The sequence below is a fragment of the Nonomuraea sp. NPDC023979 genome (genome assembly GCF_040639085.1).
GTDB lineage: Bacteria > Actinomycetota > Actinomycetes > Streptosporangiales > Streptosporangiaceae > Nonomuraea > Nonomuraea ceibae.
Window position 1 is genome coordinate 55,414 of sequence record NZ_JBEZZG010000001.1, and the last position, 17,480, is coordinate 72,893.

At 74.4% G+C, this 17,480-nt stretch carries 17 protein-coding genes; 7 read left to right on the forward strand and 10 right to left on the reverse strand.

What is annotated here, in order from left to right; genetic code table 11:
* Positions 1-16: 16 nt before the first annotated feature.
* Positions 17-826 carry an MBL fold metallo-hydrolase gene (locus tag AB0G11_RS00360; RefSeq protein ID WP_357582965.1) on the forward strand — a complete coding sequence of 270 codons (810 nt, stop codon included), beginning with the start codon at positions 17-19 and terminating at the stop codon, positions 824-826.
* Here the strand turns inward: AB0G11_RS00360 and AB0G11_RS00365 are convergent.
* Together AB0G11_RS00365 and AB0G11_RS00370 are read right to left on the reverse strand one after the other, a co-directional pair.
* A complete protein-coding gene (locus AB0G11_RS00365; protein WP_357582967.1) occupies positions 821-2,050 on the reverse strand; it encodes a HAMP domain-containing sensor histidine kinase in 1,230 nt (409 codons plus the stop codon). The two genes, AB0G11_RS00360 and AB0G11_RS00365, sit on opposite strands and share 6 nt — an antisense overlap.
* Positions 2,047-2,718, reverse strand: coding sequence for a response regulator transcription factor (locus AB0G11_RS00370; RefSeq protein WP_357582969.1), 672 nt, complete (start codon positions 2,716-2,718; stop codon positions 2,047-2,049). The genes AB0G11_RS00365 and AB0G11_RS00370 overlap by 4 nt, the downstream gene beginning before the upstream one ends.
* A gap of 125 nt (positions 2,719-2,843) precedes the next feature.
* Between AB0G11_RS00370 and AB0G11_RS00375 the strand changes: the two genes are divergently transcribed.
* Positions 2,844-3,206, forward strand: a complete 363-nt coding sequence (locus tag AB0G11_RS00375) for a hypothetical protein (protein WP_219504213.1) — start codon at positions 2,844-2,846, stop codon at positions 3,204-3,206.
* A 3-nt stretch (positions 3,207-3,209) separates the two neighbouring features.
* On the opposite strand, the gene AB0G11_RS00380 is transcribed toward AB0G11_RS00375, so the two are convergent.
* The 3 genes from AB0G11_RS00380 to AB0G11_RS00390 all read right to left on the reverse strand — a co-directional run bounded on the left by AB0G11_RS00380 (position 3,210) and on the right by AB0G11_RS00390 (position 6,565).
* Positions 3,210-4,607, reverse strand: a complete 1,398-nt coding sequence (locus tag AB0G11_RS00380) for an LCP family protein (protein WP_357582971.1) — start codon at positions 4,605-4,607, stop codon at positions 3,210-3,212.
* A gap of 144 nt (positions 4,608-4,751) precedes the next feature.
* Positions 4,752-5,417, reverse strand: coding sequence for a response regulator transcription factor (locus AB0G11_RS00385; RefSeq protein WP_219504206.1), 666 nt, complete (start codon positions 5,415-5,417; stop codon positions 4,752-4,754).
* Positions 5,414-6,565 (reverse strand): sensor histidine kinase, encoded by a 1,152-nt coding sequence (locus AB0G11_RS00390; protein ID WP_219504202.1) that lies wholly within the window; start codon positions 6,563-6,565, stop codon positions 5,414-5,416. Before AB0G11_RS00390 ends, AB0G11_RS00385 begins: the two co-directional genes overlap by 4 nt.
* 188 nt (positions 6,566-6,753) lie before the next feature.
* Here AB0G11_RS00390 and AB0G11_RS00395 point away from each other — a divergent pair, with 188 nt between their 5' ends.
* Both AB0G11_RS00395 and AB0G11_RS00400 read left to right on the forward strand, forming a co-directional pair.
* Positions 6,754-7,122 (forward strand): hypothetical protein, encoded by a 369-nt coding sequence (locus AB0G11_RS00395; RefSeq protein WP_357582973.1) that lies wholly within the window; start codon positions 6,754-6,756, stop codon positions 7,120-7,122.
* Positions 7,119-8,576, forward strand: coding sequence for a multicopper oxidase family protein (locus tag AB0G11_RS00400; RefSeq protein WP_357582975.1), 1,458 nt, complete (start codon positions 7,119-7,121; stop codon positions 8,574-8,576). The genes AB0G11_RS00395 and AB0G11_RS00400 overlap by 4 nt, the downstream gene beginning before the upstream one ends.
* 1 nt (position 8,577) lies before the next feature.
* Here the strand turns inward: AB0G11_RS00400 and AB0G11_RS00405 are convergent, their stop codons facing one another.
* Both AB0G11_RS00405 and AB0G11_RS00410 read right to left on the reverse strand, forming a co-directional pair.
* Positions 8,578-9,054, reverse strand: a complete 477-nt coding sequence (locus AB0G11_RS00405) for an MSMEG_6728 family protein (protein ID WP_219504193.1) — start codon at positions 9,052-9,054, stop codon at positions 8,578-8,580.
* A gap of 19 nt (positions 9,055-9,073) precedes the next feature.
* Positions 9,074-9,790: a MerR family transcriptional regulator gene (locus tag AB0G11_RS00410; RefSeq protein WP_357582977.1), complete on the reverse strand. Its 717-nt coding sequence runs from the start codon at positions 9,788-9,790 to the stop codon at positions 9,074-9,076.
* A 63-nt stretch (positions 9,791-9,853) separates the two neighbouring features.
* Between AB0G11_RS00410 and AB0G11_RS00415 the strand changes: the two genes are divergently transcribed.
* Complete coding sequence (locus AB0G11_RS00415; protein ID WP_357582979.1) at positions 9,854-10,315, forward strand: DUF6194 family protein; 462 nt, start codon at positions 9,854-9,856, stop codon at positions 10,313-10,315.
* Here AB0G11_RS00415 and AB0G11_RS00420 read toward each other — a convergent pair.
* Positions 10,291-10,989: a phosphatase PAP2 family protein gene (locus AB0G11_RS00420; RefSeq protein ID WP_357582981.1), complete on the reverse strand. Its 699-nt coding sequence runs from the start codon at positions 10,987-10,989 to the stop codon at positions 10,291-10,293. The genes AB0G11_RS00415 and AB0G11_RS00420 overlap by 25 nt on opposite strands.
* A gap of 47 nt (positions 10,990-11,036) precedes the next feature.
* Between AB0G11_RS00420 and AB0G11_RS00425 the strand changes: the two genes are divergently transcribed.
* Positions 11,037-13,211 (forward strand): polysaccharide lyase 8 family protein, encoded by a 2,175-nt coding sequence (locus tag AB0G11_RS00425; protein WP_357582983.1) that lies wholly within the window; start codon positions 11,037-11,039, stop codon positions 13,209-13,211.
* On the opposite strand, the gene AB0G11_RS00430 is transcribed toward AB0G11_RS00425, so the two are convergent.
* Entirely contained in the window at positions 13,126-13,872 is a 747-nt protein-coding gene (locus tag AB0G11_RS00430; RefSeq protein ID WP_357582985.1) for a PIG-L family deacetylase, read from the reverse strand. The genes AB0G11_RS00425 and AB0G11_RS00430 overlap by 86 nt on opposite strands.
* Before the next feature lie 109 nt (positions 13,873-13,981).
* Between AB0G11_RS00430 and AB0G11_RS00435 the strand changes: the two genes are divergently transcribed.
* Positions 13,982-16,294: a M20/M25/M40 family metallo-hydrolase gene (locus AB0G11_RS00435; RefSeq protein ID WP_357582987.1), complete on the forward strand. Its 2,313-nt coding sequence runs from the start codon at positions 13,982-13,984 to the stop codon at positions 16,292-16,294.
* Here AB0G11_RS00435 and AB0G11_RS00440 read toward each other — a convergent pair.
* Positions 16,272-17,477 (reverse strand): hypothetical protein, encoded by a 1,206-nt coding sequence (locus tag AB0G11_RS00440; RefSeq protein WP_357582989.1) that lies wholly within the window; start codon positions 17,475-17,477, stop codon positions 16,272-16,274. The two genes, AB0G11_RS00435 and AB0G11_RS00440, sit on opposite strands and share 23 nt — an antisense overlap.
* Between the last annotated feature and the right edge of the window lie 3 nt (positions 17,478-17,480).

Consider the following 17,480-nt stretch of genomic DNA (forward strand, 5'->3'; position numbering starts at 1 on the left):
AGTAGGGTCGTGGGCCATGACGGCACTTGAGCAGTGGACAGAGGTCGGCGACCGGGTCTATGTCCGGCGGCACGCGTCGTACGACCTGAACGTGGGGCTGGTCGTCGGGGACGGGCACTGCATGGTGTTCGACACCCGCATGTCGCATCGGGAGGCCGCCGATCTGATCGAGGCCATCAGGCGGATCACCACCAGCCCGTGGACGGTCGTGAACAGCCACGCGCATTTCGACCACTATTTCGGCAACGCCCTGTTCCAGCCCGCGGAGATCTGGGGGCATGTCAGGTGCGCGGAGGAGATCGAGCGGGACGGCCGGGAGCAGCGGGCCAAGGTCGCCGGGTTCGTCCCCGAGGAGCGGCGTGCCGAGGTAAAGGAGGTGGAGATCGTGCCGCCGGATCACACGTTCACCTCGACGGCGACGCTCGACATCGGCGGCCGGATGGTCCATCTGCGGCATTTCGGGCTGGGCCACAGCTCGAACGACATCGTCGCGCACGTGCCCGACGCAGGAGTGGTGTTCGCCGGTGACCTGGTGGAGGAGGGTGCGCCGCCGGCGTTCGGCGACTCGTACCCGCTCGACTGGCCCGACACGACCGCGCGCATGCTGGAGGAGACGCGCGAGCTCGTGTACGTGCCGGGCCACGGCGCGGTCGTGGACCGCGACTTCGTGGTGAGGCAGCACGCCGAGCTGACGGCGGTGGCGGAGCTGGCCAGGCAGGCCCACGTGGAGGGGCTGCGCGACCTCGTCCACCGGTTCCCGTACGACGAGCAGGTGACCCGGCAGGTGATCGAGCGGGCCTTCCTGCAGCTCGACCAGACGCTATGAGCGCGGCGGCCGGGGGAAGCGGGCGGTGAGCCCGTCGTCCCCGGCCGTGAGGGTGCCGCCGTGCAGGGTGGCGATGTCGCGGGCGATGGCCAGGCCCAGCCCGGCGCCGCCCGCGTCCCTGGCCCGCGCCTCGTCCAGCCGGGTGAACCGGGCGAACACCGCCTCCCGATGCTCGGCGGGGATGCCTGGGCCGTCGTCACGCACCTGGAGCACGGCCCCGCCGCCGTCGGCGCGGACGCTGACCCGGACGCGGGAGCCGGCGTGCCGGGCGGCGTTGTCGACGAGGTTGGTGACCAGGCGGGCGAGGTGACCGGGCGAGCCGCTGATCACCACGTCGGGTTCGATCTCCAGGTCGAGCTCGACGCCGGGGCGGCGCCGGGCGCGCAGCGCCTCCTCCACGGCCACCTGGCCGAGGTCGACGTCGGCGGCGGGCAGCGGTTCTCCGGCGTCGAGCCGGGCGAGCAGCAGCAGGTCGGCGGCCAGTGTCTGGATGCGGTCGACGTCGGCCAGGGCCTCGGCGGTCAGCTCGCCGGGCTCGGCGAGCTCCAGCCGGGCGCGCAGGGTGGCGATCGGGCTGCGCAGCTCGTGCGCAGCGTCGGCGACGAACCGCTTGTGCGTCTCGACGGACGTCTCCAGCCGGTCGAGGGTCCCGTTCACGGTGACCGCCAGCGCGGCGACCTCGTCGCGCGAGCGCGGGACCGGCACCCGTTCGTACAGGTCGCGGGCGGTGATGTGGGCGAGCTTGGCGCGGATCGCCGCCACCGGGCGCAGCACCCGGCCGACCGCGAACCAGGTCATCCCGGCGACCACGGCCAGCAGCGCGGGCAGGCCGGGCAGCAGCACGCCGTTGAGCGTCGCCAGCGCCTGCTCGGCCCCTTCCAGCGAGGCCCTGCCCCACACGGTGGTGTCGCCGTCGGCGGTCGGCACCTGGAGCCGGGCGACCGCGTACTCGCCCGCGGGCGCCCACGTGCCGAGGGAGTCCTCGCCGCCGACCCACACGTCGGGGTCGGCCACCGTCAGCGGCTCGGCCGGGAGGGCGGGCACGGCCTCGACGGTCAGCGCGGGGGCGACGGCGGCCGCCTTCCTGGCCGCCTCCATGCCGGCGCTGCCCTCCAGGCTGCCGCGCAGCACCGTCACCAGCGCGATCGCGGCGGTGCCCAGCGCCAGCGCGACGATCAGGGTCGCCGCCGCCGTGGCGCGCACCCGCACGGACGACAGGTTCACTCCGCCTCCAGCCGGTAGCCGGCGCCGCGCACCGTGACCAGGGTGGACCGGCCGAACGGCTGGTCGATCTTGCGGCGCAGCGCGCTGATGTACACCTCGACGATGTTCGGGTCGCCGTCGTAGGAGAAGTCCCACGCCTGGGCGAGCAGCTCGCTCTTGGACACCACCTCACCGGCCCGCCTGGCCAGCCCGTGCAGCACCGCGAACTCCTTGGGCGTCAGCGCGATCTCCGCCGCGCCCCGGCGGCAGCGCAGCCCGGCGGGGTCGATGACCAGGTCGCCCACGGTGAGCGACACGGGCCGCTCCCGGCCGCCGCGCCGCACCAGCGCACGCAGCCTGGCCAGCAGCACCACGTACGAGAACGGCTTGGACAGGTAGTCGTCGGCGCCGTTGTCGAGCGCCTCGGCCTCGTCGTGGACGCCGTCCTTGGCGGTGAGCATCATGATCGGGGTCCAGTCGCCGGCCTCGCGCAGCCGCGAGCAGAGCGCGTAGCCGTTGAGCCGGGGCAGCATCACGTCCAGCACGATCACGTCGTAGGCGTTCTCCGTGGCCATCCACAGCCCGTCGCGCCCGTCGTGGGCCACGTCGACCGCGAACCCCTCGCCGGTCAGCCCGTTCCTGACCAGCTCGGCCAGCCGCCGCTCGTCCTCCACCAGTAGCACCCGCACACCGGCCAGCGTGCCGCATCGCGCCTAAAGCCAACCTGAAGATCACTTAGGGCGCGTTCAGGGTCGCTTCAGGTGCGGCCCGCCAGCCTGAACCCCGCAACGTCCCATCCACAGAGGAGAAGCACATGATCAGACGACGGTTCGCGGTGCTCGGCGCGGTCGCGGTGCTGGCGCTGGCCGGGCTGGGCGGCTCCGCCCTGGCCGCCGACGATGTGCCCCACCAGGTCACCTGCACCACGCCCGACGGCAAGACGGTCGAGCTGGAGGTCGCCAAGGCCGTCCCGGCGATCCCCGCCGAGCCCGCCGGGCAGGACTGGGTCAAGGCGGACGAACCCGGCGCGATCCCGACGGACGTGCTTGACGCGGAGGCGGCGACCGAGGTGGAGTTCGCCCCCGCCCGGCCCGCAACCGAGGCCGGCACCGAGGCCGGCGCGGGCCCCACCAAGGTCGTGCAGCTGGAGACGATCTCCTGCGTGCGCAAGCAGTAGGGGTCAGCTGGCGCAGGTGTCGTGCGTGGCGTCGAACCCCTTGATCGCCTCGCCGTCGGCCGGGTCGAGCGGCTTGAGCCCGCGCCAGTCGTCGCCCAGGATCAGCACCAGCCGCGCCGTCCGGGCCGCCGGCACCAGCCTCGGCCTGCTCCTCGGCAGGTCCTTGGCCAGTGTCGGCACCCGCGCCTCGCCGTTGGGCCCGTAAAGGATCATCGACTTCCGGTACGGCTTCCGGACGGTATCGGCGATCTTGACGATGTGATAGCCGCGCTGTTCGAGCACGGCTGCCACCTGGGCCCCGAGACCGGTGCGGTAGGTGCCGTTGCGCAGCTCCACGGCGACCTTCGACCTCGGCATCTTGGCTTGGCCACCCTGGACGCCGGTGAGCTCGGCGTCCTTGGCCACGATGCGGAAGAGCTGGTTCGCCTGGGGCTGCACCCATTCGACCCGGCCCGGCTGGCTGACCGAGTAGTGCCACGGCGTGGTGATGAACCGGATCTTCCCGGCGGTGAGCCCGCGCAGGCTCTCCGCCAGGTCCTTCATCACGCCGGGCGTCAGGCCGGGGTCGGTGGTGACGGCCTTGGTGCCGGCGTCGAGGAAGCCGAACAGCCGGACCGGGTCGGTGAGCGTCTCGCCGCTCATCACCTTCTTCGCCATCGAGGCGATGAACATCTGCTGCCGCTGGATCCGGCCGATGTCGGAGCCGTCGCCGAAGCTGTAGCGGGCCCGGACGTAGCCGAGCGCCTGCTCGCCGCCGAGCGTCTGGCGGCCCGCGGGCAGGTGGAGCATGGCCTTGTCGTCGTCGACCCGCTCCGGCAGGCACACCTCGACGCCGCCGACGGCGTCGACCATGTCCTTGAACCCGCTGAAGTCGACCTTGACGAAGTGGTCGATGTGGATGCCGGTGAGCGACTCGATGGTCTTCCAGGTGCAGCCGATGCCGCCCGAGTTGAACGACTCGTTGATCATGCCGACGTGGGGCTGCTGGCCGGGCAGCCCGCCCTTGGCGCGGCAGGCGGGGAGCTGGACCATCGAGTCGCGCGGGAAGCTGATCACCATCGCGTTCTCGCGGTCGGACGACAGGTGGGCGAGCATGATCGTGTCGGTGCGCTCGCCGGTGATGCGGCGGCCGTAGCGGGCGTTGCGGCCGTCACGCTGGTCGGAGCCGACGATCAGCACGTTGAGCGCGCTCGCGGCGACCTTGGCCGGGCGGGCGGTGCCGAGGTCACCGGCCACGTCGGTGTGCTCCACGTTGCCGGTCAGCCGCACGGCGACGGCGACCGCAGCCCCGGTCACGAGCAGCACGAGCGCCGTCACGGCCACGATCACCCGGCGCAGCCAGCGCCGTCGTGGCCGGGTGGTGGACGGGGTCGGCGGTGCGTCGACTAGCCCGCTGCTCACGTGACTCCCAGGCGTTCGGGGCCGCGGGCAGGAGCGCCCTAGGCTCGTAAACGGGTTCCGGCCGGTGCGAGTGTAGTTCAGCGAGCCCGCCGGGCACGGGGGATCGGCGCAGATCAGCCGGGGTCGATCCGGCAGCGGGCGCGGTCAGGTGACCGTGGAGCGCGGGGTCACCAGCCCCGACTCGTAGGCGAAGACGACGAGCTGCGCCCGGTCCCTGGCGCCCAGCTTGGTCATGGCCCGGCTGACGTGGGTCTTGGCGGTCATCGGGCTGATCACCATCTCGGCGGCGATCTCGTCGTTGGACAGGCCGCGCGCCACCAGCGCCGTGACCTCCCGCTCCCGGTTGGTCAGCGTGTCGAGGCCGACGGGCTCCGGCTCGGGCCGGTTGGCCATGAACGCGCCGATCAGGCGGCGGGTGATCGACGGCGACAGCAGCGCGTCGCCCCTGGCCGCCACCCGGACGCCCTGGAGCAGGTCATCGGGCTCGGTGTCCTTGACCAGGAACCCGGCGGCCCCCGCCCGCAGCGCGTCGTAGACGTACTCGTCGACGCCGTAGTTGGTGAGGATCACCACGTGCACGCCGGACAGCCGCTCGTCGGCGGCGATGCGGCGGGTGGCCTCGATGCCGTCCATCACCGGCATCTGCACGTCGATCAGCGCCACGTCGGGCCGGTGCTCCAGGGCGAGGGCGACGGCCTGCTCGCCGTGCACCGCCTCGGCGACGACCTCGATGTCGTCCTCCGCCTCCAGCAGGGCGCGGAAGCCGCCCCGGATGAGCGCCTGGTCGTCGACGATGAGGACCCGGATCATGACGCCCGCTCCAGCTCCCGGGCGAGCGGCAGCTCGGCCCGCACGGTGAACCCGCCCTCGGGGCGGGGGGCGGCGTGCAGGCTGCCGCCGAGCGCGGTGACGCGCTCGCGCATGCCGGTCAGCCCGTTGCCCGGGACGGGCGCCCGGCCCGGATCGGCGCAGCCGTCGTCGTCGACCTGGACGACCAGCACGCCCGGCCGGTAGTCGACCCGGACCAGCGCGGCGGCTTGGCCGGCGTGCCTGGACACGTTGGTCAGCGCCTCCTGGACGATCCGGTAGGCGGCCCGGTCGACGTCGGGCGGCAGCTCGCGCCGCTCGCCGGTGAGCGTCACCGTGGCGGCCAGGCCGGTGCGGCGGGCCCGCTCGACCAGGTCGTCGAGCAGGTCGAGGCCGCTGCCGGCCGGCTCGACGCCGGACTCGCGCAGCACGTCGAGCGTCGCCCGCAGCTCGCGGATCGCGTCACCGCTGGCCTCCTGGATGGCCAGCAGCGCGGCGGGCACCTCGTCGCCGCGCTTGCGCGCCAGGTGGATGGCCACCCCGGCCTGGACCTTGATGACCGAGATGCTGTGGGTGAGCGAGTCGTGCAGCTCCCTGGCGATGCGCAGCCGCTCCTCGCCCGCGCGGCGGCGGGCCACCTCCTCGCGGGTGCGCTCGGCCTCGGCCGCCCGCTGCTCGGCCTGCTCCAGGAACGCCTGCCGGTGCTTGCTCACGGTCGCCGCCACGCCCGCCGCGACGAACCAGCCGACCAGCAGCGAGGTGTCCTGCATGATCTCCTGATCGGGCTGCCCGGTGTCGCCGGCCAGACCGGCGGCCAGCGCCCCGGCCAGGAACACCGCGCTCACCGCGATTCCCGTCACCCGGCGGCCTGACCGGATCGTGGCGAACAGGCACAGCAGCACCGGGAACGCGGTCGGCGGCGTGGGCTGCGCCTGCGTCGCGTAGAGCAGCATGCCGCAGGCGGAGACGAGGAGCGCCGGCAGCGGCGCCCACCGCCAGGCGACCAGGGCGAGCGAGCCGGCCACGACGGCGGCCTGGCCGAGCGGCCCGGTGTCGTTGCCGGGCAGCACGACGGCCAGCAGGACGGCGGCGACGGCCACCGCCAGCGTCACGTCGGCGGCGCCCGGGCGCCGACCGTGCTCGAACTTCATTCGAGCAGCGTAGAACCCGCCCCGCGCCGCCGTCATCGGACCCAGGTCTGACCTGCCGCTACTCCCAGCGTGGTAGCGGGACCCGCCGCGCTTCTCCCCCCGCCGTAGCGCGCAATGCCATCCCACGCAGGACGACCGGGGCGGGCCGCGGAGGCCACGATGTGGCACAGCCGTCGAAAGGAAACGCGATGAGATTCCTCCCTGTCCTGCGGGTCGTGGTGGTCCTGCACATGCTCGCCATGCTGGCCCAGGCGGTGACCGCCGGGCTGCTGCTGTCGTCGCCGGACGGGCGGCAGATGCACATGCTGTCCGGTGGCGTGCTGCTGGTCCTCGGGCTGGCGCACCTGGTGGCGGCAATTCTGGTGTGGCGTCCGGGAGGCGGCCCCGCCATGTTCGTCGCGCCGGCGGTCGGCCTGCTGGTGTTCACCGGCGTGGCCGCGGCCCTGGGCGTCATGGGGCTCAAGGTGCTGCACCTGCCGCTCGGCGTGCTCCTGTTCGGCGGGACGGTCATGCAGCTCAGCCGGGTCCTGCCGAGCCGCTCCCCGGTGCCGGCATGACGCTGTCGAGACGGCGGGCGCTCCAGCTGTTCGGGCTGGGCGCCGTCGCCGCCGCGCTGCCGGGCTGCTCGCTGCTCGAAGGCACGCCGCAGCCCCAGCTCCTGACCAGCACCGCGCCGCTGCCCAAGCCGTACGCGGTGCCGCTGCCGGTGCCGGAGATCGCCAAGCCGTCCCGCACGACCGCCGGCGTCGACTACTACGACCTGACGCCGCGCGCCGCCGACGTGGAGATCCTGCCGGGCATGAAGACCCGGATCTGGGGCTACGGCGGCAGCTTCCCCGGCCCCACGATCGAGGCGCGGGCCGGCCGCAGGACCGTGGTGCGCCTGGCCAACGAGCTGGACGTGCCGACCGTCATGCACCTGCACGGCGGGCACACGCCGCCGGAGTCCGACGGCTACCCGACGGACCTGGTGCAGCCCGCCCAGCGGCGCGACTACGACTTCCCGCTCGACCAGCGGGCCGCCACGCTCTGGTATCACGACCACCGCATGGACTACACGGGCCCGCAGGTGTGGCGCGGCCTCGCCGGGTTCTTCCTGGTGCGGGACGCCGAGGAGGAGGCGCTGCCGCTGCCCTCGGGGGAGCGCGACCTGCCGCTGATGATCTGCGATCGGTCCTTCTCCGAGGACGGCCAGATGCCCTACCCCGGCTACGGCGACAAGCCGGGCGCGCTGGAGCCGTACATGGGCGGCGTGCTCGGCGACGTCATCCTGGTCAACGGCGCGCCCTGGCCGGAGCTGCGCGTGGCCCGGGCCCGCTACAGGTTCCGGCTGCTCAACGCCTCCAACGCGCGCACGTACGAGCTGTCCACGGGCGGCCCGATCGTGCGGATCGGCAGCGACGGCGGGCTGCTGACCGGGCCCGTCACCGTGCGGCAGGTGCGGCTGGCCCCGGCCGAGCGGGTGGACGTGGTCGTCGACTTCGCCGCCCACAAGGTCGGAGACCGGGTCGAGCTGCGCAACCTGGCCGGGGAGGGACCGCAGGCCAGGGTGATGAGGTTCGTGGTGGACCGGGACGCCCGCGACGACTCGGCGGTGCCCGCCAAGCTGTCCACGGTCGAGCGGCTGGACCCGGCGAAGGCCACGGTGACCAGGGACTTCGAGTTCAGCAGCGGCAGCATGCACGGCGGCACCGGCTGGCTGATCAACGGCAAGCCGTTCGACCCGAAGCGGATGGACGCCAGGCCGAAGCTGGGCGACACCGAGATCTGGCGGCTGTCCAGCGACGTCGCCCATCCGGTGCACCTGCACCTGTCGCACTTCCAGGTGCTGTCGGTGAACGGGGAGCGCCCGGCGGGGCCGCCCGAGTGGAAGGACACGGTGGAGCTGCGCGACGCCCAGACGGTGGAGATCGTCACCCGGTTCACCGGCTACAAGGGGCGCTACGTCTTCCACTGCCACAACCTGGAGCACGAGGACATGGCGATGATGGCCAACTTCGAGGTCGTGTGAGTCACAGGCAGGCGGGCGGCCGGTCGGAGGGCGGCCACACGTAGCCGAGGTCGTCCGGGTCGGCGCCGAAGAGCGGCCGGTAGAAGCCGGGGTCCTTGCGCAGCAGCGCCGAGCGGTGGCTGAGGTGCAGGTCGGGGTCGCCCAGCCACGGCGGCAGCTCGCCGGCCAGCGCCAGCTCCGGCTGGGTGCGCACGTCGCGGGCGCCGCAGGTGTCGGCCAGCTCGCGCGTCATCGTGGCGGCGCAGGTGTCGGCGCGGCCGGTGGAGCACCAGTGGCCGCACACCTCCAAGCCGTAGCGGACCAGGGCCTCCTCGTAGCCGGCCCACATCTTGACCGCCGGGTGGTGGCGCCAGCCGTAGCCGGGGACGGTGAGCGCGCGCAAGATCTGCAGCGCCTCGACCCGCTGCTTGCCCAGGCGCAGCGGGTCGAGCACCCGGGCGGTGCGGGTGAAGTCGGGAAAGGGCAGGAACGTCTGCACACTGTGTGTGCTTCCCCGATCACGGCTCGGGCATGTGGGCGTCGAGGACGGCGGAGAGCGCGGCCGCGCCGCCGAGCAGCGCCCGTGACCTGGCCTCGACGGCCGCCTCCCGGGCGGCGAGCGCGGCGGAGACGTCGTCCCAGCGCCTGGCCCGCCGCAGCTCGGGCATGAGGTCCCTGAGCTGGGCGATGCGGTAGCCGGCCAGCCGGAGCTGGTGGACGATCCGGGCGTCGCGCACCTGGTCCGGCATGTAACGGCGGGGCCCGCGCGGCTGGTCGCGGTCGGGGACGACCAGGCCCTCGGCGTCCCAGTGGCGCAGCGTCGACGGGCGCACGCCGAGCGCGGCGGCCAGCTCGGAGACGGTCATCGCGTCGGACGGCCGCACCTCCGCGATCGGCTCGCCGGAGATCGCCCGCGCGGCCGCCTGCGCCCGCCGCAGGTCCGCGCGTTCGGCGTCGAGCCGGGCGTGCGCCGCGTCGAGCAGGGCGAGCACGCCGGGCTCCGGATGGCGGTGGGCGGCGCGCATGATCTTCTTGGCCTCGACCGGTCCCACGCCCACCGCGAGCGCCCGGTAGGCCAGCGCGGAGCGCACGTGGACCTCCCCGTAGACGCGGTGGCCGGTGCCGGTGCGCGCCGCCGGGGGCAGCACGCCGTCACGCTCCAGGTTGCGCACCTGCTGCACGGAGCAGCCCGCCCGCCGCCCCACGTCCACCGTACGCAAATGGAGACCTGGCACCCTGAATCCCCTTGTCGTCTGCTCGAAAGCCTCCACAAGGACTTCAATGTAACGCTGGAACACATGGAGAAAGACGAGATCATCGCATTCGTGTCGGACCTGGAGGGCGTCCTGGTCCTCACGCCGAAGCCCGGCGACGGCACGCCGGAGCTCGCCTGGGGCGACGCGTTCTTCTACTACTCGCCCGACGGCGTCATCCCGACCAACATTCAGCCCTTCGCCACCGTCGTGACCAAGAACTACCCGGACGACGAGGCGTCGCGCCTGGACCGGCCCGGGGCCTACCGGGTGAACGTCGCCGCCGGGAAGGACGCGTTCGTCGAGTGGACCGGTCACACGCCCCGCGAGCCCGCCACCACCGATCCGAGCGTCGCCGACACCGTGATCGCGCACCCCGTCTACGGCACGCAGGGCTGGCTGGCCGTGGTCAACCCGGGCCCGCGCACCGAGACGGCGCTGCGCGACCTGCTGCGGAAGGCGTACGAGCTCGCCAGGGCGCGTTACGAGCGCCGCGCCGAGGACTGATCGGCGGCCGGGCGTCCCGCCGAGGGCGGGGACGCGCCGGATCGCCGCCACCGCTCGAACCCGGCCACGGTGGCGGCGATCACGGCCACGCCCAGCATCACGCCCGCGACGACGTCGCTGACGTAGTGCACGCCCAGCGCCACCCGCGTGCACGCCACCGTCACCACCAGGAACCAGGCGAGCGCCCAGGCCGCCGCCCGGTGCCGGAGCAGCGGCATCACGGTCAGCAGGATGATCCCGGCGCCGAGCGTGGCGTTGAGCGCGTGCCCCGACGGGAACGAGTCGCCGTCGGCCAGGGCCACCGGATCGGGCAGGCCGGGCCGTGCCCGGTCCACGATGACCTTGATCAGGGCGCCGAGCAGCCCGCCGACGGCCATCGTGGTCACGGCCCACAGCGCGAGCAGCCGCGCCCCGCGCCGCACCAGCCAGATCGCCAGCACCGCGACCGCCACCCGCCACGACATCGGCCCGAACGCGTCCGTCCACACGATGAGCGCGGTGGTCACGTCCGGGTTGGCCAGCGCGTACGCGTGCAGTTGCCGCGCCACCCCCTCGTCGAGGTCGTTGAGCGGCATCCTGGCCACCACGAGCAGCAGCATGAACGGGACCATGACGACCGCCACCGTGACCGAGGCGATCGTCAGCCGCACCCCCAGCCCCATCTCGTCCCGCATGCCCCGCGGCTACCCGATCGCGGGGAGATCAGTCCGATAATGCGATCGTGCCGGAACTGTCCAGGCGGTCGTTCCTCCAGCTCGCCGCCGCCAGCCCGCTGATCCCCGCGGGCGACCCCTTCGAGGTGCTGCGCCGCCGCTGGCGCGAGGTGACGCTCGCCGGGCTGTCCGGCCGCGCGCCCGGCGCGGCGGCCGCGCACGCCCGCACGATGGCCCCCGCCCCCGGCCACCTCTGGCCCGGCCTGCCCTACCCCTCGCTCAAGGCCACGCCCGCCCGCCTGCTGGCCCTGGCCCGCGCGCACGCCCTGACCGGCGACCCGGAACCGGCCGCCGCCGTCGCCACCGGCATCGCCCACTACTGCCGCCACGTCTACGCGGCGGGCGCCGACCCCGGCGGCAACTGGTGGGACTGGCAGATCGGCGTCCCGGCCAAGCTCCTCGACGCCGCGCTCCTCACCGGCCTGCGGGACGACGCGCTCGCCGCCGCCGTGGACCACTTCGTCCCGGTCAGTCGCCTGGCCGACTACAGCGGCACCAGCACCGGGGCCAACCGGGTGGACCTGTGCAGGGTGACGCTGCTGCGCGCGATCCTCACCGCCGACCCCGCCAGGGCCCGGCTCGCCACCCGGGCGCTGTCACCCGTCTTCCGGTACGTGACCGAAGGCGACGGGTTCTACCGGGACGGCTCGTTCATCCAGCACACGACCGTCCCCTACCAGGGCGGCTACGGGGCGGTCCTGCTGGAGGGGCTGGCGACCCTGTTCGCGGTGCTGCGCGGCTCGCCGTGGGAGATCACCGACCCGGGCAGGCAGGTCGTGTTCGACAGCGTGGAGCGCTCGTTCGCGCCGTTCGTGCGCGACGGCGTCTGCATGCCGCTGGTCAGCGGGCGCGGCATCACCCGGGGGCCGGACGGCGACCAGGCCCGGGGGCTGCGGCTGGCCTCGGCGATCCTGCTGCTGGCCGAGTCGGCCCGGCCCGCCGAGCGGTCCCGCTGGCGGGCCGTGGTCAAGGGCTGGGCGGCACGCAACCCCTACCTGCTGAACGACGCCCGCGTGGGCCGGGTCGTGGCCGACGGCGGGGTGGCGGCGGCGGCCGAGCCGGTCGGGCACCGGCTGCTGCCGATGAGCGCCCGCGCCGTGCACCGCAGGCCCGGCTGGTGCGCTGCCCTCAGCATGGCCTCGGACCGGATCGCCCACTACGAGCACGGCAACGGCGAGAACCGGCGCGGCTGGCACACCGGCTCAGGGATGCTCTACTGGTGGGGCGAGGGGCACCGGGACCAGTACTCGGGCACGTTCTGGCAGAGCGTCGACCCCTACCGGCTGCCGGGCACGACGGTCTCGTCCCGGCGGCTGCCCGACGGCGCGGGCGGGGCGTGGGGCGAGCCGTGCCCGCAGGCGCGCTGGGTCGGCGGAGCCACCGACGGCGTGCACGCCACGGTCGGGCAGCACCTGCTCGGGCTGGAGAGCACGCTCGACGCGTTCAAGTCGTGGTTCTTCCTGGACGACGCCGTGCTGTGCCTGGGGGCCGGGATCACCTGCTTCGACGGGGCGGTGGTCGAGACCGTCGTGGACAACCGGCGCACCGGCGCCCGGCTCGCCACCGGTGACGGGTGGGCGCACCTCGACGGGCACGGCGGCTACGTGGTGACCGGCGCGCGCACCCGGCGGGCCGGCGGGCACGTGGTCCTCTGGCTGGACCACGGGCTCAACCCGGTTGGCGCCGGGTACGTCTACCAGCTCCTGCCGAACGCCTCCGAGGAGGAGACCCGGGCGCGGGCGGCCGATCCCGGCTGGGCGCGGGTGCTCGCCAACACCGCCCGGCAGCAGGGCGTGCACGTGCCGTCGCTGGGGCTGACCGCGGTCAACTTCTGGACCGGGGGCACGGCGGGGCCGCTCACCGCCTCGGCGCCCTGCGCGGTCCTGGTCCGGGAGCCGGGCGACGGCACGGCCACGGTGACCGTGTCGGACCCGCGCCGCGACCTCGGCGAGCTGACCGTGACGTGGGACCGGCCGGTCAGCGCGGTGATCAGGGCAGACCGGCCGCCGGCCCGGGTCGCCGTCGGGGCGCGGGCCGTGCTCACGTTCGGCGGGCTGGCGGGCCGGGGCGGCGCGTCGGAGAGCGTCACCCTGCGGCTCACCCCAGGACGGGCTGACCGCTCGCCAGGCGATACCACTCGTTCTGGAGCATCTGGGCGCGAGCCTGCTCGGGGAGCGAGGTGAGCATCGTCAGCGACGCGCCCCGCCTGAGCTCCGACTCGTGCGCGTGCATGGCCGCCCACTTGCGCTCGGCCCACGGGCCCACGTCCAGCCGCACCGAGACGTCCGCGTCCGGGATGCCCGGCAGCACGTGGCCCGGCTCCGGCGGCGCGCCGAACACCGCCTCCCACTGCGCCGCCACCACCGACCTGGGGATCGTCGCCAGGTACAGCGCCCGGGGCCGCCACGGCTCGCCCGCCTCGGGGAAGAGCTGGTCGTAGCCGGCCGCCTCGACCGCCGCCAGCGTCACCCGGTGCGCGTGCACGTGATCCGGATGCCCGTAGGACCCGTACCCGTCGTAGGTGAGCACCACGTCGGGCCGGAACTCCCTGATGTGGGCGACCAGCCGCCCCACGGCCTCGTCGAGCGGCACGTCCACGAAGCGCGGCGCGCCGGGCGCGGCGCCGGCGTCGCGGGCGTCGCCGTAGCCGAGCAGCCGGGGCTCGCCCGCGCCGAGGATCTCCAGCGACCGCTCCAGCTCACCGGCCCGGACCGTGCCCGGCGCGCCCGTGCACGTCACGACCGCCGTCCGGGCTCCTTCGGCGGAGAACCTGGCCAGCGTCCCGCCGGTCCAGATCGCCTCGTCGTCCGGATGCGCGTGCACGCCCAACACCGCGAACCCCATCTGGGCACCTTTCTGTCGTCTCGTGTCCACGACCTGTGGAAAACCACAGGCGAGAACGGCCGCAAACATCATTCCGGACATCCCGCCGCCGACCGTAGCGTTCCCGGCCATGACCGAGAAGTTGTTCGACGTCCCGCGCCGCGTCCCGGCGGCGGTGACGGCCCTGCTGGTGCTGGCCGCCGTGGTCGTGCTGACCGCGCTGGCCAACAGCACGATGCAGCCGCTGCCCGCCTCGGCCCCGGCCGGGGAGTTCAGCGCCGGGCGGGCGATGCGGCACCTGGAGCGCTTCGCCACCGAGCCGCGCCCGATCGGCAGCCCGGCCGGTGCGCGGGCCCGGGACTACCTGGTGAAGGAGCTGCGCGCCGCCGGGCTCGACGTGCGGGTGCAGCGGGCGGTGGGCGCCAACCCCTCGACGGGGCTGGCGTCGTTCGGGCAGGTCCACAACATCGTGGCCACCCGGCCCGGCGGCGACCCGACCGGCACCGTGGTGATCGCCGCGCACTACGACTCGGCGGCGATGGGGCCGGGCGCCTCCGACGACGCGGCGGCCGTCGCGGCGATGCTGGAGACCGTGCGCGCGCTGGGCGACGCCGAGCTCCGCAACGACCTGGTGTTCCTGATGACCGACGGCGAGGAGGACGGCGTGCTCGGCGCCGAGGCGTTCGTCAGGGAGCACCCGCTCGGCCGCGCCGGAGGCGTGCTGCTGAACTGGGAGGCCCGCGGGGTCAGCGGGCCGTCGCTGATGTTCGAGACGTCGCGGGACAACGCCGGGCTGGTCGGGACGTTCGCCGACGCGGTGCCGCACCCGCGCGGCGACTCGATGATGGTGGAGCTGTACCGGTTGCTGCCGAACAACACCGACTTCACCCCGATGACCGAGGCCGGGTTCTCCGGCATGAACTTCGCCTACATCCAGGACTCCTCGCGCTATCACACGGCCGACGACTCCCTCGCCTTCCTGAACCGGGGCAGCCTCCAGCACCACGGCACGAACATGCTGGCGCTGGCCCGCGTGCTCGGCGGCGCCGACCTGCCCGCGCTCGCGGCCGGGCACGACGTCACGTACTTCCGGTTCTTCGGCTTCCTGATCACCTACCCGAACGCGCTGGTCTGGCCGCTGGCCGGGCTCGCCGTCGCGGCGGTGGCCGCCCTGGCGCTGCTCGCCCGGCGCAGGGGGCTGGCGAGCCTGCCGCGCACGGCCGTCGGCGCGCTGTCGGGGGTCGTCCCGGTCGCGCTGTCGGCGGTCCTGGCGCAGGGGCTGTGGGAGGTGCTGGTGGCCGTGCGGTCCGACTACTACGGGATGGGCGGGCTGCTGCACCGGCCGGAGGCGTTCCGCGCGGCCGTCGCCGTGCTGGTCGCGCTCGCCGTGCTGGGCTGGTACCTGGCGCTGCGGCGCAGGGTCGGGCCCGCCGCGCTGGCGATCGGCGCGCTGGCCTGGCCCGCGCTGGTGGGGGCGGTGTGCGCGCAGATCGCGCCGGGGGCGTCGTTCATGTTCGCGCTGCCCGCGCTCGCCGCCGCGCTGGGCGGGCTGGGCGCGCTTTTGCTGCGCGGCGCCGTCTGGCGGGTCGCGGCGATCACGGCGGGCGCGGTCGTGGCCGCCGCCCTGCTGCCCGCCCTCGCCCTGACCGCGTTCGACGGCATGGGGCTCGCGCTCGGCGGGGTGAGCGCCGTGACGCTGGCGCTCTTCGGCCTGACGGCGCTGCCGCTGGTGGAGCTGTGGCTGCCGGAGCCCGGGGCCCGGCTGGGCCGGCCGGTGGCGGTGGGCGTGCCCGCCGCGGCCGCCGGGCTGGCGGTGGCGCTGGCCGCGGGCGGGCTCGCCGTCGACGACTTCGACGCGGCCAACCCGCGCCGCACCCATCTGGCGTACGTGATGGACGCCGAGACCCGGGTCGCCGGCTGGGTCAGCGGCGACCTCGACCCGCCGGCCTGGACCAGGCGGTACGTGTCGAGCCGCGACACCGCCTTCCTGCCGCCCGGCTACGCCAGGGGCGAGCTGTGGACGGGCCGCGCCCCGGCCGTCGACGCCCGGGGGCCGAGGGTCACCGTGCTCTCGCGTGACGGCGACACGTACCGGCTGAAGGTCGTCGCCGGGAAGGGGGCGCGCTCGATCACGCTCCGCACCGAGCGGCCGATCACCGAGGCGGGCGCCGGGGTCGCCGGGGCGCGGCCGGTCACCGTGCCCGTGACCGGGACGCGGGCGAAGACCTGGCCCGGCGAGGTCCGCTTCCGCGGCCTGCCCGAGAGCGGCGCGGAGATCACGCTGCGCGTGCCGGGCGCGGAGGCCGGGTTCCGGCTGACGGCGATCTCCGAGACGGACGGGCTGTCGTCGGTGCCCGGGTTCGCGCCCCGGCCGCCGGGGCTGATCCCCGCCACCAGGGAGGACGGCGGCATCGTCGCGATCACCCGGACGTACCGGATCTGACCGTCAGCCGTTCCCTGACGGCCAGGGCGACGGCGAGCGACGTCGGGCCGAGCAGCAGTGCCGCGCACAGCAGCGCGTACCAGAACCGGAGGCTGAGCGGCCCGGCGGCCAGCCCGCCGGCCGCCCACACCAGCACGGCCACCACGACCGGCAGCACGAACACGGCGAACCAGGCCAGCACCCCGGCGAGCCCGGCCAGCCACACCCACCGGAACCAGCGCCCCGCCCGCACGTCGGCGGGCGCGGCCCGGACCAGCTCGGCGGCCTGCGCCGGGGTCAGGCGGCCGAACGCGCGCCGCAGCAGCAGCGTCTTGACCCGCCACAGGTCACGGCAGCCGAGCGCGTTGACCAGCACCGCGTACAGATCGGTCCGCAGGAAGATCATGCACTGCCACAGCATGCCCGCCAGCTTCAGGAACACCCACACGGCGAGCGTCGCGTCCACCGCCGGGGGCGCCGCCCACACCCCCTCGTGGATCAGCAGGCGGACGCCCAGCAGCACGCTGAGCAGGACGACGTCCACCGCCAGCCCGCCGAGCAGCGGCCCGTAACGCTGACGGCGCGGCACCGTCCACACCTGGGTGAGGTCGGTCTCGAAGACCAGCAGCATGAGCCGCCGGTCCACGCCGAAGCGGGAGCGGACGCCGATCGCCCGCGCGGCCAGCCAGTGCCCGCACTCGTGCAGCGCGGTCGAGACCATGACGAACGGCATCAGCAGCAGCGCGCTCAGCCCCACGTCGTCCAGCAGGAACGCGTCCTGTGCCGGGCTCGGCAACAGCGACGGCCTGGCCACGAAAACGGCCACGCAGCCCAGCGCCAGCAGGCCGTAGAGGGTCCAGGCCACCGGGCCGAAGAACGGCCGCGCCGCCTGGCTGCTCACCCCGGCGAGCCAGCGCCGCGTCTGGATGGGCGCGGTGCGCACGGCCTCGCGCTCCTCGCCCGGCCGGTCGTCGACGAAGCCGAGCTCGGCGAGCGTCGCCACGAACGCCGGCATGTCGACCGGCTCCCCGGCGAACGCCTCCGCCTCGGCCCCGGCCTCCTCCGCGCTCGCACCGCGCTGCAACGCCGCGATCACCACCCCGCCCACGGCGGGCATCGTCACGAACGTGCCGGTTCCGGGGTCGCCGACCAGGACCTCGTCACCCTCCTCGACCAGCGTCAGCGGGCGCAGCCTGACGTCCACGCC

Coding starts and splice junctions, on each gene's coding strand:
- AB0G11_RS00415 (WP_357582979.1), top strand. CDS start 9,854: ATGGAGAAAGACGAGATCATCGCATTCGTGTCGGACCTGGAGGGCGTC.
- AB0G11_RS00430 (WP_357582985.1), bottom strand. CDS start 13,872: ATGGGGTTCGCGGTGTTGGGCGTGCACGCGCATCCGGACGACGAGGCG.
- AB0G11_RS00400 (WP_357582975.1), top strand. CDS start 7,119: ATGACGCTGTCGAGACGGCGGGCGCTCCAGCTGTTCGGGCTGGGCGCC.
- AB0G11_RS00375 (WP_219504213.1), top strand. CDS start 2,844: ATGATCAGACGACGGTTCGCGGTGCTCGGCGCGGTCGCGGTGCTGGCG.
- AB0G11_RS00390 (WP_219504202.1), bottom strand. CDS start 6,565: ATGAAGTTCGAGCACGGTCGGCGCCCGGGCGCCGCCGACGTGACGCTG.
- AB0G11_RS00360 (WP_357582965.1), top strand. CDS start 17: ATGACGGCACTTGAGCAGTGGACAGAGGTCGGCGACCGGGTCTATGTC.
- AB0G11_RS00435 (WP_357582987.1), top strand. CDS start 13,982: ATGACCGAGAAGTTGTTCGACGTCCCGCGCCGCGTCCCGGCGGCGGTG.
- AB0G11_RS00385 (WP_219504206.1), bottom strand. CDS start 5,417: ATGATCCGGGTCCTCATCGTCGACGACCAGGCGCTCATCCGGGGCGGC.
- AB0G11_RS00420 (WP_357582981.1), bottom strand. CDS start 10,989: ATGCGGGACGAGATGGGGCTGGGGGTGCGGCTGACGATCGCCTCGGTC.
- AB0G11_RS00395 (WP_357582973.1), top strand. CDS start 6,754: ATGAGATTCCTCCCTGTCCTGCGGGTCGTGGTGGTCCTGCACATGCTC.